At 68.6% G+C, this 15,085-nt stretch carries 15 protein-coding genes and 1 pseudogene; all 16 read right to left on the bottom strand.

Annotated features, from left to right (window positions below; all coding sequences use genetic code 11):
* Positions 1-14 precede the first annotated feature (14 nt).
* Complete coding sequence (locus FM069_RS01025; protein WP_143486273.1) at positions 15-1,133, bottom strand: hybrid sensor histidine kinase/response regulator; 1,119 nt, start codon at positions 1,131-1,133, stop codon at positions 15-17.
* Positions 1,120-2,886 carry an ATP-binding response regulator gene (locus tag FM069_RS01020; RefSeq protein ID WP_143486271.1) on the bottom strand — a complete coding sequence of 589 codons (1,767 nt, stop codon included), beginning with the start codon at positions 2,884-2,886 and terminating at the stop codon, positions 1,120-1,122. The genes FM069_RS01025 and FM069_RS01020 overlap by 14 nt, the downstream gene beginning before the upstream one ends.
* Positions 2,879-3,859: an ATP-binding SpoIIE family protein phosphatase gene (locus FM069_RS01015; RefSeq protein WP_143486270.1), complete on the bottom strand. Its 981-nt coding sequence runs from the start codon at positions 3,857-3,859 to the stop codon at positions 2,879-2,881. Before FM069_RS01015 ends, FM069_RS01020 begins: the two co-directional genes overlap by 8 nt.
* On the bottom strand, positions 3,856-4,230 hold the full coding sequence (locus tag FM069_RS01010; protein WP_233281950.1) for an ATP-binding protein: 375 nt from the start codon (positions 4,228-4,230) through the stop codon (positions 3,856-3,858). Before FM069_RS01010 ends, FM069_RS01015 begins: the two co-directional genes overlap by 4 nt.
* Positions 4,231-4,279: 49 nt before the next feature.
* A pseudogene (locus tag FM069_RS01005) lies at positions 4,280-4,633 on the bottom strand (STAS domain-containing protein); the annotation flags it as partial.
* Positions 4,634-4,648: 15 nt separating this feature from the next.
* Positions 4,649-5,494 carry an STAS domain-containing protein gene (locus FM069_RS01000; RefSeq protein WP_143486267.1) on the bottom strand — a complete coding sequence of 282 codons (846 nt, stop codon included), beginning with the start codon at positions 5,492-5,494 and terminating at the stop codon, positions 4,649-4,651.
* Between the two features lie 188 nt (positions 5,495-5,682).
* Positions 5,683-5,838: a hypothetical protein gene (locus FM069_RS21500; protein WP_178106627.1), complete on the bottom strand. Its 156-nt coding sequence runs from the start codon at positions 5,836-5,838 to the stop codon at positions 5,683-5,685.
* A 395-nt stretch (positions 5,839-6,233) separates the two neighbouring features.
* The gene (locus tag FM069_RS00995; RefSeq protein ID WP_143486266.1) at positions 6,234-7,487 is read right to left on the bottom strand and encodes an acetyl-CoA hydrolase/transferase family protein; all 1,254 of its coding nucleotides are present in this window, start codon (positions 7,485-7,487) and stop codon (positions 6,234-6,236) included.
* A 98-nt stretch (positions 7,488-7,585) separates the two neighbouring features.
* A complete protein-coding gene (gene catC, locus FM069_RS00990; RefSeq protein WP_143486265.1) occupies positions 7,586-7,864 on the bottom strand; it encodes a muconolactone Delta-isomerase in 279 nt (92 codons plus the stop codon).
* 15 nt (positions 7,865-7,879) lie between these two features.
* Positions 7,880-9,181, bottom strand: a complete 1,302-nt coding sequence (locus FM069_RS00985; RefSeq protein ID WP_233281949.1) for an MFS transporter — start codon at positions 9,179-9,181, stop codon at positions 7,880-7,882.
* A gap of 271 nt (positions 9,182-9,452) precedes the next feature.
* Positions 9,453-10,346 carry an acyl-CoA thioesterase gene (locus FM069_RS00980; RefSeq protein ID WP_143486261.1) on the bottom strand — a complete coding sequence of 298 codons (894 nt, stop codon included), beginning with the start codon at positions 10,344-10,346 and terminating at the stop codon, positions 9,453-9,455.
* Positions 10,347-10,366: 20 nt separating this feature from the next.
* Positions 10,367-11,083, bottom strand: a complete 717-nt coding sequence (locus FM069_RS00975; protein WP_143486260.1) for a 3-oxoacid CoA-transferase subunit B — start codon at positions 11,081-11,083, stop codon at positions 10,367-10,369.
* Between the two features lie 2 nt (positions 11,084-11,085).
* On the bottom strand, positions 11,086-11,787 hold the full coding sequence (locus FM069_RS00970) for a 3-oxoacid CoA-transferase subunit A (RefSeq protein ID WP_143486259.1): 702 nt from the start codon (positions 11,785-11,787) through the stop codon (positions 11,086-11,088).
* Positions 11,788-12,118: 331 nt separating this feature from the next.
* Positions 12,119-12,820, bottom strand: a complete 702-nt coding sequence (locus FM069_RS00965) for an SDR family oxidoreductase (RefSeq protein WP_143486258.1) — start codon at positions 12,818-12,820, stop codon at positions 12,119-12,121.
* Between the two features lie 18 nt (positions 12,821-12,838).
* On the bottom strand, positions 12,839-13,891 hold the full coding sequence (locus FM069_RS00960; protein WP_143486257.1) for a cyclase family protein: 1,053 nt from the start codon (positions 13,889-13,891) through the stop codon (positions 12,839-12,841).
* Positions 13,892-14,035: 144 nt separating this feature from the next.
* On the bottom strand, positions 14,036-14,956 hold the full coding sequence (locus FM069_RS00955) for a LysR substrate-binding domain-containing protein (protein ID WP_143486255.1): 921 nt from the start codon (positions 14,954-14,956) through the stop codon (positions 14,036-14,038).
* Positions 14,957-15,085 lie beyond the last annotated feature (129 nt).

The following is a 15,085-nucleotide window of genomic DNA, read 5'->3' as shown; positions in this document are numbered from 1 at the left end:
CCGGGGTGGACGGGTCAGGGGTTGCCCAGCGCCACCGGCAGGTAGATGTCCACGCGGACCCTGCCTTCCTGGTTGCCGAAGACCGTGTGGCCACCGAAGCTCTCGCTGAGGGCCTTCACGATGGGCAGGCCGAGGCCCCAGCCCTGGGTGTCGCTGCGGGAGGAAATGAAGTACGGCGTCGCCAGGTTGGCCAGCACGTCATCGGGCATGCGCCCTTCGTTGCTCACGCTGATGACGATCTGTTCCTGGTCGCGCCGCTGGCCTACGGTGATGGGGCACTGGGGCGCGCCGTGCTTGGCGGCGTTCACCACCACGTTGTCGAGGATGCGCAGGAAGGCCTGCTTGTCCCAGTAGACCAGTTGCTCGCCGGGCTCCTCGTCCAGGCGGATCTCGTTCTCCACCTGCAGCCGCAGGTTCTCCACCGCTTCGCGCAGCAGACCATGCAGCTCGTGCTTCTCGCCCCGCAGGGGCACGCTGCCACCCAGGCTGACGTGGGAGATGTCCAGCACGTTGGTGATCATCTGCGCCATGCGCACCAGGTTCTCGTCGAGGATCTGCAGCATTTCCTCGTTGCGCCGCTCCGGCTTCTTCTTCATCAGCTTGACCACCATGGTGGCAGCGGTCAGGGGGGAACGCAGGTCGTGGCTGAGGGAGCGCATGAAGCGCTCCAGCATGATCTTCTCGGTTTCCAGATTCTCGCTGCGGGCCACGGCGGCGTTGCGCTGGTGCTCCAGGTGGCCGAAGCGGGTGCTGGATTCCAGCAGCAGGGCGATGGTGGCCAGCACCTCGTCCGGGTTGATCGGGTGTGTCAGGTAGGCCTGGGCGCCGCTGGTGAGGCCCATGGCCTTGTCCTTGCCGCTGACGAAGGTGGCCGAGATGTTGATGACCGGCGGCAGGTTGCCCTTGCCCAGGCGGCTCTCCAGGGCCTGCACCAGCTCGAAGCCGGTCATGTCCGGCAGGTTGACGTCGACGATCATCAGGTCGGTGTCGTGGTCGATCAGATCCAGCCCCTCGCGGCCGGTGCCCGCCTCCACCACATCGTAGGCATCCCGCTGGCTGCCGAGGATCTTCTTCAGGACGTACCGGTTGGCGACGGTGTCGTCGATGATCGCGATGCGCTTACGATCGGTCATGCTTGAGACTCCCCGACAAGCTTTTCACCTGCCGCAACAGCTGTTCGACATAGTCGGGTTCGGACTTGTGCAGAACCCCGTGGCAGAACGGCGCCAGCCGGGCGCGGTCCGCTTCGCTCAATTGCTTGGCGGTGTTCACCAGCACGCGCCGGTGCATGCTCCAGTCCATGCTTTCCAGCAGGTCTTCGCCGCTGATATCGGGGAGGTCGAGGTCCAGGAAGATAATGTCCGGGCGGATGGCATTGAGCTTGTCCATGCTGGCCTTGGCGCTCTCCGCCTCGATCAGCACCGGGTCGAAGGCGGCCAGGGCCTTGCTGATGATGTAGCGATCGGCATCGCTGTCGTCGATCAGCAGGATGGTGGTGCCCGACAGGTCCAGCGCCTGGTCGTCGCCCTCGTGACCACCCGCGTACTGGATCGGCAGCCGCACGTAGAATTTGCTGCCCGCGCCTTCCTGGCTGCTCAGGTCCAGCTGGCCCTTGAGCAGGGTGGCGATCTTCTGCGCCAGGGACAGCCCCAGGCCGGTGCCCTCGATGTGCTTGAGGCCCGAAGTCTTGATCCGGTAGAACTCGTCGAACACCCGCCGCTGGTTGTCCTCGGAGATGCCGATGCCGGTGTCCGCCACCATGAACTCCAGGGCGTCTTCCCCGGTGTGGTAGCACTTCACCCGCACGCTGCCCTGGGGGGTGTACTTGAAGGCGTTGGAGATCAGGTTGCGCAGGATCTGGAACAGCCGGTTCTGGTCCGAGTGCAGGACGATGTCCTCGGCCGGCAGGTCGATGCGGTAGCTCACCTGGGGGTAGCGCAGAGACAGCGCCGAGGTGAACGCCTCCAGCTTGGCCATGAACGCCAGCAGGCTGAAGGGCTCCACCGCGATGGTCATGCGCCCGGACTGCACCTCGGCCAGTTCCAGCAGCTCGTTGACCAGGATCGACAGTTCGCTGGCGGCGTCGCTGATGAAACGCACCTGCTTGGTCTGCTCGTCGTTGAGGGAGCCGTCCACCCCGGTCAGCAACAGCTTGGAGATGTTCTCGATGATGTTGATGGGGGTGCGGAATTCGTGGGTCATGTTGGAGAAGAAGCGGCTCTTCGCCTCGCTGGCTTCCTTCAGTTCCTGGGACGCCTTCTCCAGTTCCGAGTACAGCGCCACCACGCCCTTGTTGGTGTTCTCCAGCTCCAGGTTGGTGCCTTCCAGCTCGTGCTGCTTGCGCCGCAGCTCGTCGCTGGCCACCAGCAGGTCCTCGTGCTGGGCGCGCATGGCCGTGTAGGGGTCCAGCGGCTCCTTCTCGTGGTGCTCGGCCTGGAAGCGCGCCCGCTCGGCGCTGCTGGGAAACGGCCGCGGCGGGAAGTGCTTGGCGGCGACGATGCGCGTGCCGCGGGACGAAGTCTCGATGGTGAAGTCATCCATCAGCCGCTGGGCGCCCCGCAGGCCGATGCCCATGCCGGTGGGCGACACGTAGGTGCCGTCGAGGATCGCCTGCAGCGCCTCGATGCCCTTGCCCTGGTCCAGGGCCTCGAACTGCAGGCTGTCCAGCTCGCCCCGGGCGTTGCGGGTGAGGTAGAAGTCGAAGCGGCCCTGGGCGGCGTACTGGTAGATGTTGCGGGCCAGTTCCGAGACGCTGGTGGCGATGCGGATCTGCTCCACGTTGCCCAGGCCGATCCACTCGGCGATCCGCTTGGCCTGCTGGCGGCAGCGGACGACGTCGATCTCGGTGGTGATGCTGAGGCTGGATAGCAGGGAGCGTTCAGGCATGTTTCAGCACCAGCAGCGTCGCGTCGTCGGTCAGACGCTTGTAGTCGCGGTGCAGGACGGCCGCGATCACTGCCGGGTGCCGGCTGAGCAGGCCGGGGTAACCCTCCGGCGTGCAGCGGCTGGTGATGCCATCGGAACTCATGATCAACAAGGAGGATTCATCCCAGGGGTAGGAGTACGACTGGATTCGACCGGCCTTGTAACCGATGGTGCCGTTGTTCGAAACCAGCCCCCGGGAGCGGTCTGCCACCAGCAGCCCGGCGATGTTGCCGATGCCGCAGAAATTCAGCTGGCGCGCCTCGGGCAGCACTTCGGCCACCGCCATGGCGCCGCCCCGGGTGCTGCCCAGGGCGCGGTGCACTTGCTCCATCAGTTGGGTCAGGGGCAGATCCGGCTCGTGGGCGAGGAACAGCTGCCGCGCGCGGTCGCTCACCAGGTGCGCGGAGACCCCGTGGCCGAGGCCGTCGCAGAGCATCGCGCGGTTGCCCTTCACCGCCCAGGCGTCGCCGCAGACCTCTTCCCCCGGGTACACCGTGCAGACGGCGGCGGACACCAGTGGCATCGGCGCGGCCGGCCGCAGCAGGAAACGGGCGAACACCACGGTGCCCTTGCCCGGCAGGGAATGGATGTCGAACTGATCGGACAGCCGCCGGATGGCCCCCAGCCCGGCGCCCATGGTGCCGCGGGTGGAGTAATGGTCGGACAGGCACTGGGCGACGTTGGTCATGCCCGGGCCGCTGTCCACCGCGAGGATGTCGAACGCCTGGGTGTCGTAGCTGACGTACAGCTCGCCATGGCCGGCGTGCACCACCAGGTTGCGGGCCGCTTCCTGCACCACCAGGGCGATCCGCCCCAGCAGCGTCTCGTCCTGGGTCAGGCGCTGCGCCTCGCGCATCACCGCGCGGCGCGCGCCGTCCACGTGGGCCTCGTCGGAGACCGGCAGCACCAGGCCGACGTAACGCACGTCGGTCATCGCCACTTCCACAGTTCGACGCGGGTGCCCTGGCCGGGCGCGCTGTCGATGGCGAAGGCGTCCACCAGCCGCTTGGCGCCGCTCAAGCCAAGACCCAGGCCGCTGCCGGAGGTGTAGCCGTCCACCATCGCCCGGTCGATGTCGGCGATGCCGGCGCCGCTGTCGGAGATGCACAGGTACACCGCACTGCGGCCATCTCGGCTGCACGCCTCCACCACGCACTCGCCGCCCCCGCCGTAGATCAGGGCGTTACGGGCGATCTCGCTGGCGGCGGTGACGATCTTGGTCTGCGACACGATGCCTAGCTTCGCCTCTTCGGCATATTTGCGGACCCGTTGGCGGATGAGGACGATGTCAGTCTCCTGCTTCAACGGAAATGTCTCTCGCTTCCCCACTTTCTGGCTCCAGAATCATGTCGTCGTCCACCATCTTTTCCAGGCGGCGCATGCCCTTCTCGACGTTCAGCGCCGTAGCGATACCTTCGAGGGACAGCCCCAGTTCCACCAGGGTGATGGCCACCGCCGGCTGCATGCCCACCACGATCACCTTGGCGTCGAGGATGCGCGACACCTGGGCGATGTGGGAGAGCATCCGGCCGATGAAGGAGTCGACGATCTCCAGGGCGGAGATGTCGATCAGCACGCCCCGGGAGCGGTGCTTGACGATTTGCGCGGTCAGGTCTTCCTGCAGGTCGAGGGCCAGTTGGTCATGCATGTCCACCTGGATCGACAGCAGGAGGAAATTGCCCATCTTCAGGATCGGGATGCGTTCCACCATGGCGCGGCCTCCTCAGCGAAGAACCGGGCGCGATACCAGGCGCACGTCGAGCTCGCGGAGCGCAACGACGAAGGCATCGGCCAGGGAGGATTTGGTGATCACGTCGCCCAGCTCCACCCCCAGGTGCACGATGGTGGCGGCGATCTGCGGGCGAATGCCACTGATGATGCACTTGGCGCCCATCAGCTTGGCGGCGGTGACGGTCTTCAGCAGGTGCTGCGCCACCATGGTGTCCACGGTGGGCACGCCGGTGATGTCGATGATGGCGATTTCCGACTCGGTCTCGACGATCTTCTGCAGCAGCGCTTCCATCACCACCTGGGTGCGGTTGCTGTCCAGGGAGCCGATCAGCGGGACCGCCAGCACGCCCTTCCACAGTTCCACCACCGGGGTGGACAGCTCCAGCATGCTTTCCTGCTGCTCGCGGATCACGGTTTCCCGGCCCGCCATGAAGTGCTCCATGCTGTACAGGCCCAGGCGGTCCAGCAGCCGGGTAGCGTTCCAGATCTCGTTCAGGGACGCGGCGCCGCAGTGCTGCTGGATCTTGGCGAACAGCGGTTCCTTGAGGGAAAACACGAAGGTGGCGGTTTCCGAGGGGCTGAAGCCCTGGCGGCTCTGGGCCCGGGACAGGCGCTCCAGCATGCCGCGCACCGGCTCCCAGTGGCGGGCGCCCAGGTCGTCGATGCCCTGCTCCGCCGCCACCGCCAGCAGCTTGAGCAGTTCCCGGGAGTTGGATACCACCGTGTCCAGGTCGATCAGGTCGCTGCGAAGGCCGGCGGCGCGCTGGGCGCCGATCCATTCCTCCAGCAGTTCGCTCTCATAGGTCTTCAGCAGTTCAGCCAGTGCCGATGCAGGCATCATTCGTCCTCGAAAAAAGGCAACGACCGGGAGCGGTGCGTTGGAAAGGATAGGTCCGGAGCGGACCCGGACGAATACAGGCGTGCAACATAGCACGGCGCACAGGGCCGCTCCATCGACCCGGGCGCGCCCGGGCGCAAGCGCCCACGGCACCGCTCATTTGTGCGCCAGCGGGTCCACTGGCGGGCTCAGGGGTCCACCGCGGCGATGGCCGCGTGGGTGTGCCGGCCCCGGGCACGATACAGGTCGAGCCAGGCCGCGTAGGCGGCTCGGTCGCCGGCGAAATGGCCACTGCTGGCGATGCGGGTGGGGCCGTCCCGCGCGAACACCCGGCAGGCGATCACCGCCGGGTGGCGTTGGGGGGTGAACCGGTAGACGGAGTCGCCTACGGATGTCCGTCCCCGGGCTGGGTGAGCACCTGGAGGCGCTCGGACGAGGCGACCCGCCTCCAGCGGGGGCGGCGATGGCGTCCCGGCAGGCGCGCCAGTTCGCTTTGCGGATGCGATCCGCCGAGAAAACCCGGGCGCTGCCCATCCAGGGGGCGGCGCACGATGCCCAGCGGGCACAGCAAGGGGGCACCTGCAGGCGGCGATCTCCCTATCGATCGCCCACGTCTTGAAAAGCCTCGACCGAGAGTCCACCGGCAAATCCGCATCATTCAGGCAGGTCGGCCACCAGCCGGCGTGTGGCAAGCGAAGGGGCTGGCGGTACGCCCACCCCGGAAGACGCCGCAGGGCCCTCAGCCCGCGGCGAAGGCCGCTTCCAGGTGGGCGCGGCTGTCCGGGTGGGCGATGTCCAGCATCCGCTGCACCCGCTGTTTCAGCGACAGGCCGCGCAGGTCGGCGACCCCGTACTCGGTGACGACCAGCCCCGCGTCGCTGCGCGGCACGGTCACCGGCCCGCCGAGCCGGGCGACGATGCGGTCGTTGGTACCGGCCCGTGCCGGCAGTGCGACGATGGGCAGCCCACCCCGGGAGCGCCCCGCGCCGCGCAGGAAGTCCAGGGCGCCGCCCACCGCGCCGATGTAGCGCCCGCCGGCCACTTCGGAGTTGATCTGCCCGGTGAGGTCCACCTCCACCGCGGAGTTGATGGCGACGAAGCGCTCCAGGCTGGCCAGCACGTCCGGGTCGTGGGTGTAGCGGGTGGAGCGCAGGCTGATGGCCGGGTTGCGGTGGGCGAACGCGTGCAGCGCCTGGCTGCCCAGCAGCACGCCGCCCACGGTGAGGCCGCGGTCCACCGGCTTCAGGCGGTTGGTCACCACGCCGCGCTGCATCAGTTGGGCGACCCCGTCGCCGAGGCTGCCGGAGTGGATGCCCAGGTCGCGGCGGTCGGTGAGCGCCCCCAGCACCGCGTCGGGAATGGCGCCGATGCCCAGCTGCAGGGTGGCGCCGTCCTCGATCAGCCCGGCGATGTGCCCGGCGATCAGGCGGTCGGCGGGTCGCGGCTCCGCCACGGCGCTCTCCAGGGGCGGCCGGTCGCTGTAGAGCACGGCGTCCAGGTCATCCAGGGTCAGGTAGCGTTCCCCCTGCACCCAGGGGGCCTGGCGGTTCACCTCGGCGATCACCACCCGGGCGCTGTCCAGGGCCGGCAGCAGGTACTCGTGGGCCAGGCTGAGGCTCAGGCGCCCCTGCTCGTCGGGAGGCGACAGCTGCAGCAGCAGCACGTCGATGGGCAGCGCCCGGCTGCGCATCAGGCCGGGCAGCTGCGAATAGTGGCACGGCAGGATGTCCAGCACCCCGGCCCGGACCAGCTCGCGGTTGGCGCCGGCGCCGCAGTAGGCGAGGAAGCCCACGTGGTCGGCGTGTTCCGGCCGGCAGGTGTCGCTATGGTTGATCCCCAGCATCACGCGGATGCGCTCGAAGCGCGCCCGCTGCGCCATCAGCGCCCGGGTCAGGGGCAGCGGCTCGGCGTTGGCCTGGCCCCAGAGCACGGTGTCCCCCGGGCGGATCAGACCGCCGAGGTCGGGATTCTGGGCATCGAGTAGCTGGGGCATGGCGGTACGCTCGTCCACGGCAGGGCCGACGCGGGCGCCAGGCCCTCGCCGGGGATCGAAGGAAAAAGGAACGGCCGCCGGGCGGCGGCCGAATCGGGTCAGGCGATGGAGGACGGGTGTTTCGCCAGCGGGGTGACCTGGATCTTCATGTAGGGGAACAGCGGCAGGCTGGACAGCAGCTCGTGGAGCTCGTCGTTGCCGGACACGTCGAACACGCTGATGTTGGCGTACTCCCCCACCACCCGCCACAGGTGCGGCCACTTGCCGGATTCCTGGATTTCGATGGCGCGCTTCTTCTCCGCGGCCTTGATCGTCTCGACCCGTTCCGGGTCCAGGTCGCGGGGGATGTTCACGTCCATCTTCACGCAGTACAGCATGGCGCTCTCCTCTCTTCAGATCTTGCCTTCGGACAACCGCGCATGGGGCGGCAGGTCCGCTTCGTCATGGTCGTTCAGTACCTTGGCGTCCACGTCTTCCAGGCGCACGCCGCGGGTCTCCGGCAGCAGCAGCACGGCGGTCACCGACAGCGCGTAGGCCACCAGGCAGAAGGTGCCGATGGACTGGGCCAGGCCGATGCGCTCGGAGAGCACGCCGACGCCGGCGATGGACAGCGCCCCCAGGGACTTGCCCAGGTTGTAGGAGAAGCCCATGCAGGTGGTGCGCACGTGGGTCGGGAACAGTTCGCTGAGGAATGGCCCGAGCACCGCGAAGATACCGGTGGCGAAGGCCCCGACCGGGAACGCCATGAGCATCAGCAGGGTGGAGTTCATCGGCACCAGCATGTAGATGACGGTGAAGATCCAGGCGCCGATGCTGAACAGCAGCAGGGCCGGACGGCGGCCATAGCGGTCCGCCAGCCAGGCGGTGATCACGAAGCCGACGAAGGCGCCCGCGCACATGATCAGCATGGTCACCACCACCGGGCCGGGCTTCAGCCCGCGCTCCTGGGTCATCAGGGTCGGCAGCCAGGCCATGATGGTGTAGGCGGCGGCCTGCAGGCCGGTCACCAGCAGCGCACCCAGCAGGGTCAGGCGGACGACCGCGGGACGGAAGGCGGAGAGGATCGAGGCTTTCTCCTCGGCCTGGGCAGTGGCCTTCTTGTAGATTTCCGGGTCCTTCACGTGGCGGCGGATGAACAGCACGAAGCCCGCCGGGATCACACCGACCCAGAACGCCACGCGCCAGGCCAGCTCCTGGGGCAGCCAGGTCAGCAGGCCGGTCATGACCACCGCGGCCAGGGCCCAGCCCAGGGAGAAGCCGCTCTGCACGAAGCCCAGGGCCTTGCCCCGGTGCTGCGGCCGCACGATCTCCGCCATCAGCGCCGCGCCTACTGCCCACTCGCCGCCGAAGCCGAGGCCCTGCAGGGTGCGCACCACCAGCATCTGGTGGAAGGAGTTGGTGAAGCCGGCCAGCACGCCGAAGGCGGTGAACCAGCAGATGGTGAAGATCAGGATGCGCACGCGACCGTAGCGGTCGCTGAGGATGCCGGCGATCCAGCCGCCCAGGGAGGCGGATAGCAGCGCGGCGGTGCCCAGCACCCCGGCCTCGCCCTTGGAAATCTGCCACACGGCCATCAGCGCTGGCAGCAGGAAGCTGAACATCTGGGCGTCGTAGGTATCCAGCGCCCATCCGGAGAAGCAGGCCCAGAACGTCTTGCGTTCCTGGGACGAACCCGTTTTGTACCATTCGAACATGTCGACCGTCCTTCTTGTTATTGGATATCGGCTCATGGCTGTGCCAGCCCATGTGATCGTCACCCCGGCGCTTGGCAGTTCGGGGTGGAGTGCATCGGCCTGCGGGTCCGTGCAGGCGGCGTCCGGATGCGGATTCCTGTGTACGCGCCGAGCATGCGACAGTTTCCTTTCGCCGCCCATTTGCCTTTGCGAAAGCTCGCCTTTCGGCTGGGCTAAGGGCGTCGGCGCGTGTTCCCAGCGGCCTCGCGGCCGGTGTTTCGGGGCCCGGCGCTCAGTCGGCGCGGGGCGAGATGAGCATGTCCTGGGCCACACTGGCCACCAATGTGCCATCGCGGCGGTAGATGTGGGTCGAGGCCAGGCCGCGACCCGACAGGCTGCGCACCGCGTCGTTGACGAACAGCAGCCAGTCGTTGACGTCGATCTCCAGGCTGTGGAACCACAGGGTGTGGTTGAGGTTGCTGATGTAGTAGCGCTGCCACAGCTCGAACATGCCCACCGGCGGCGCCAGGCTGCCGTTCAGCCAGCTGTCCGACAGGTAGGCCAGGGCCGCGTGCTGCAGGCAGCCTTCCGCCGGCAGCGGATGGCTCAGGCGCACCCAGTAGGCGATGGTCGGCTCTCGGGCCGGGCGCTCGAAGTAGCCCTCCGGGTGGATCGGCCGCAGGTCCAGCACCGGTCGCCCGGAGAAGCGCAGCTGCACCGCCTCCGAACGGTCCGGGTAGCGCGCCGCCAGCTCCGCCAGGGTCGGTAGGTCCTCCGGCGGCGGGTAGTCGCCCTTGAGCCGGTGCGGGTCGCCGGGGTCGCGCTGCTCCGCCTGGAACGACGCGTTGGCGCTGAGCACCACGCCGGTGGCCTGCACCCCGTAGACGTGCCGGCTGGAGAAGCGCCGGCCCTCCTGCAGGCTGTCCACGCTGAACTCGATGGCGTCCTGGGGACGCGCGCCCTGCAGGAAGGTCAGCTGCAGCATGCTCGGGCTGCGCCCGCTCACCGTCTGGCTGGCCGCCCACAGGGCCTGGCCCAGCAGCTGGCCGCCATACACCCGGCCGTTGGCGTTGGTGTCGCAGACGTAGCTGCGGAAGCTGCGCTCGCCGTTGGGCTCCAGGGTCAGCAGCTCGGTGAGGTCGCGCTGGTCCCAGCGCCAGTCGGCGGCGCGCGAGGAAGTGGGCATGCCGGTGCGCTCCGTCGGCCTCAGCCGTTCACCGCCGCGGCGGCGCTGCGGCTCAGCGGGCGCTCGGGAAGCGCCGGGGCCGGCTCGGCCAGGCCGAGGGCGGAGAAGTCCAGCGGCACGGCGGTGACCGACTGCAGGTACTCGGCGCCGGTGTCGCCCACCAGTTCCAGCACCTTCACGCCTTCGGCGGTGAGCTCCAGGGTCGCCAGGTCGGTGTAGACGCGGCTGACGCAGCCCAGGCCGGTCAGCGGGTAGCTGCAGGTCTCCAGCAGCTTGCTGCGGCCCTGCTTGTCCAGGTGCTCCATCATCACGAAGATGCGCTTGGCGCCGATGGCCAGGTCCATGGCGCCGCCCACCGCGGGGATCGCGTCGGGCGCGCCGGTGTGCCAGTTGGCCAGGTCGCCGCGGCTGGAGACCTGGAAGGCGCCCAGCACGCAGATGTCCAGGTGGCCGCCGCGCATCATCCCGAAGGAGTCGGCGTGGTGGAAGAAGGCCGCGCCCGGGGCCAGCAGGATCGGCTCCTTGCCGGCATTGATCATGTCCCAGTCCTCCTCGCCCGCCGGCGCCGCGCTCCAGCGACCGAGCACGCCGTTCTCGCTGTGCAGGAAGATGTCCTTGTCGGTGGCCAGGTAGTTGGCCACCAGGGTCGGCAGGCCGATGCCCAGGTTGACGTAGGCGCCCTCGGGAATGTCCCGGGCCACCCGGGCGGCCATCGCGTTGCGTGTCTGCTTGTCCATGCTCATCCCACCTGTTGCTGATCGGCCGTCGCGCTGCCCACGGGGGTGCGCCGGACGATGCGTTTGACGAAGATGCCGGGGGTGACCACCTGCTCGGGGTCCAGCTCGCCCAGCTCGCAGACGCGGCCCACCGAGGCGATGGTGTGGCGCGCGGCCATGGCCATCACCGGGCTGAAGTTGCGCGCGGTCTTGCGGTAGATCAGGTTGCCCCAGCGGTCGCCGGCCTCGGCGTTGATCAGCGCGTAGTCCACGTGGATCGGGTACTCCAGCACGTAGCCGCGGCCGTCGATCACCCGGGTCTCCTTGCCTTCGGCCAGCGGCGTGCCGTAGGCGGTGGGGGTGAAGAAGGCGCCGATGCCGCAGCCCGCAGCGCGCAGGCGCTCGGCCAGGTTGCCCTGGGGGATGATCTCCAATTCGATGCGCCCGGCCCGGTACAGCTCTTCGAAGACATGGGAGCCGGTCATGCGCGGGTAGGAGCAGAGGATGCGCCGCACCCGGCCGGCCTTGAGCAGCGCCGCCAGCCCAGTGTCGCCCTGGCCGGCGTTGTTGCTCACCAGGGTCAGCTCGCGGGCGCCCTGGGCGATCAGCGCCTCGATCAGGTCCTCGGGCATCCCGGCGCCGCCGAAACCGCCCACGGCGACGGTGGCGCCATCGGGAATGTCGGCCAGGGCATCGGCCGCGCTGGGTAAAAGCTTGTCGATCATGACTGCTGCTTCCTCTTGTTCTTTTCCTGTGGCCGCCGTCCGGGCCGCGAATACGGCCCGGGCAGGCCGCGCACTCGTGGGAATCGGGCCGCCGGCACGATGGAAACCAGCTTGCCAGCGCCCCCGGAGGGCCACAATTTCAGTCTGCGGAAGGCCTGCTTAACCCTGGCTTAAGGTGTGCGGGCAGGCAGGGGAATGGCGAGCTGCCGCGCATGCGGGCGGAAGGATGTGGAAGACGGCCGGGAGCCGGGATCCTGCCGCGAAGCGCGGTGGGTCCGGCCTGGCCGGGCCTGGAGAGGCGCGGGCGCCGGGCGCCCGCGTGGAACGGGGGTCAGACCCCGGCGACGCCCACGGTCATGCCACCGCAGACGTAGAGCACCTGGCCGGTGACGAAGCCGCTGCGGCGGTCGAGGAAGAACGAGGCGGCCTGGGCGATGTCGTCCGGCACGCCCAGGCGCTTGACCGGCACCGTGTCGATGATCGCCTGGGTGCGCGGGCTGTCCGGCGGGTTGGCCCGCTCGAACAGCTCGGTGCGGATCGGCCCCGGGCCGATGGCGTTGGCGGTGATGCCGAAGCGCCCCAGCTCCAGGGACCAGACCCGGGTCATTCCCAGCAGGCCGGCCTTGGTGGCGGCGTAGGCGCTGCGCAGTTCCTTGCCGAGGGCGGCCCGGGAGGACATGTTGAGGATGCGACCGAAGCCGGCCTCTTTCATGCCCGGCAGCAGGGCCTGCATGCATTGCAGCGAGCAGCGCAGGTTCAGCGCCCAGACCCGTTCCAGGTCCTCCAGGCTCTGCTCCTCGGCGCTGGCCGGGCAGACCATGCCGACATTGTTCACCAGGCGGGTGATGGGGCCGTCCGCCAGGGCCGCCTCCAGGGCTTCGGCCGTGGCGCGGGTATCGGCCAGGTCGGCGATCAGGCCGTCACCGACGCGGTCGATGATCACCGGCTCGTAGCCCTCCTCCCGGCAGCGCTGGGCGATGGCGGCGCCGATACCGGAGGCGCCCCCGGTGATGAGCACGCGTTCGTTGGACACAGCAGGTCTCCTTCTAGGTCAGACGGTGGCGACGGGGTTCAGCGGCGCGCCCACGGCGCCGGGCAGGCGCAGCGGCGGCGCGGTGAGCAGGAAGCGGTTGCGGCCGTTGGCCCGCAGCCAGGTGGCCAGGGGCGTCAGGTGCCACAACTCACCCAGGTGTACCCCGAGCTTGAACAGGCAGTGGTGGTGCAGCGGCATCACCGAGCAGCAGGGCCCGGCGTCGCCGGAGGGGAAGATCTCCACCGAGTAGTTGTCGGCGGCGATGGCCACCAGGTTGCTGTCGGTGATCCAGTTCAGCAGCCGCGAATCCTCGCCATCCAGCACGGCGGCAAGGCGCTCCAGGGCCTTGGGGTCGGGTTGCTTGTTCATGCCCAGCAGCGCCTCGGCGTAGCCGGTGTGCAGGCACACCAGGTCGCCGCTCTCGACCTCCACCCGGTCCGCCTCCAGCACCCGCATCAGGTCGTCGTAGCCGACGTGAGTGCGTCCCAGGCCGAAGTGATGGTGCAGGTCGATCATCACCCCGCGCCCCTGCACGCAGGTCTCGGCCATGCGCTCGATGCCCAGGGCGTGGGCGCAGGAGGTGCTGTGGGGCTTGAGGGCGCCCTGCAGGCCACAGTCGTCGGTGTCGCTGGGCCCCTGCACATCGCTGCCGGCGCGGAAGCCGTTGTAGTAGAGCGGCTCCGGCACGCCGTCGCCGTCCGCGTCGAACAGGGCGCCGACGTGGGACAGCGCGTCCCACTGGGTCGAATACTGCAGATGGAGGATCGCCAGGTCGTCGCTGAGCACGTCCGGCCGGCCTTCCTGAATCCACTGGTACTGGTAGTTCATGTTCACCCCGCCCTTGCGCAGCAGCGGGCGCAGGATCGGCGGCAGGCGGTTGACGTTCATCGCGTTGCCGCCCGGGTAGTCCAGGGGCAGGCTGAGGCAGAAGCTGAGCCCTTCGCGGACTTCGGCGATGCCTTGCAGCACCTTCTCCGGGGTCAGCAGGTTCAGGCGCCCGCGCTGGTCGTCGGGGCCGAAATCGCCCCAGTTGGACCCCTCGGGGCGCTGTTTCCAGCGGTGTTCGGCCATGCTCTTTCCTCTTGTCTTCGGTGGTGTCCGCGTGTGTAACGGCGGCGCATCCCTGTGCGACAAGGCTCCCAGAGCCGCCTGGCGCAGACAATTTCGCTCTGTGAAACCCCGGCTTAGCCTGGGCTTAAGCAGGCAGGCGCAGGCCTAGCCGGGTTCGCCGTCCGCCGGCGTGCGGTACCAGTCGATGAGGCTGTCGGCGAAGTCCCGGGCGAAGGCCGAAAGGCCGTCGAAATCCTGGGCGCAGAGCTGGAAGGTGCGCACCGCCCAGGGGTCCAGCAGGGTGCAGGCGCCCAGCTTCTGCTGGCCCTTGAGGCGCTCGAAGCCGGCCTGGGGCACGATGGCGATGCCCGCCCCTGCCTCCACCATGCGGAAGATCGCGTCGGAGCTGGCCACCTGCACGCGGATGGTCAGCGGGATGTGCAGCGCCGCCGCGGCGCGGCTGAGGAACACGTGGATGGCGCTGCCTTCCAGCAGCGAGACGAAGGCGTAGGACAGCGCTTCCTTGAAAAACACTTCGCCCCGCTCCAGCAACGGATGGCCATGGGGGGCGATGATGGTCAGGCGGCTGGAGACGAAAGGCACGCTCTGCAGCCCTTCGGTGACCACGCTGCCGGAGACGATGCCCAGGTCGGCGCTGCCGTCGCGGATGCTGCGCACGATGTCGTCGCTGAGCCGCTCGCGCATGTCGATGTGCACGTCCGGGTGGGTGCGCAGGTACTCCCCCACCACCGGCGGCAGGTATTCGGTGATGGCGGTGGTGTTGGCCAGCAGGCGCAGCTGGCCCTTGAGGCCCACCGCATATTCCTGCAGGTCGCCGGTGAGCATTTCCAGCTGCGACAGGATCACCCGGGCGTGCTGCAGGTAGGTCTTGCCGGCGTTGGTCAGGGTCACGCCCTGGGGCGAGCGCTCCAGCAGCTTCATGCCCAGGTTGTCTTCGAGGTTCTTGATCCGGTTGCTGGTGGCGGGGACCGACAGGAAGGAGCGCTCGGCGCCCCGGGTCAGGCTGCTGGTCTCGGCCACGTTGATGAACAGCCGGAAGTCGGTGATATCGAAATGCATCGCCATGGTCGGATCGTTCTTGCCAACGGAAATGAGCCACGGTACTGGCTGGCAGCCACACTGCCTAGCCGACATTCGTCGGTAACCGGCGTGGCGGCGCGTTCGCGTCGTGCAGAGGTGGGAACCCGCGGGGGT

The sequence above is a fragment of the Pseudomonas mangiferae genome (genome assembly GCF_007109405.1).
Lineage (GTDB): Bacteria > Pseudomonadota > Gammaproteobacteria > Pseudomonadales > Pseudomonadaceae > Pseudomonas_T > Pseudomonas_T mangiferae.
The sequence above is the reverse complement of the archived record's forward strand: the minus strand, read 5'-3'. Positions and strand labels throughout refer to the sequence as shown.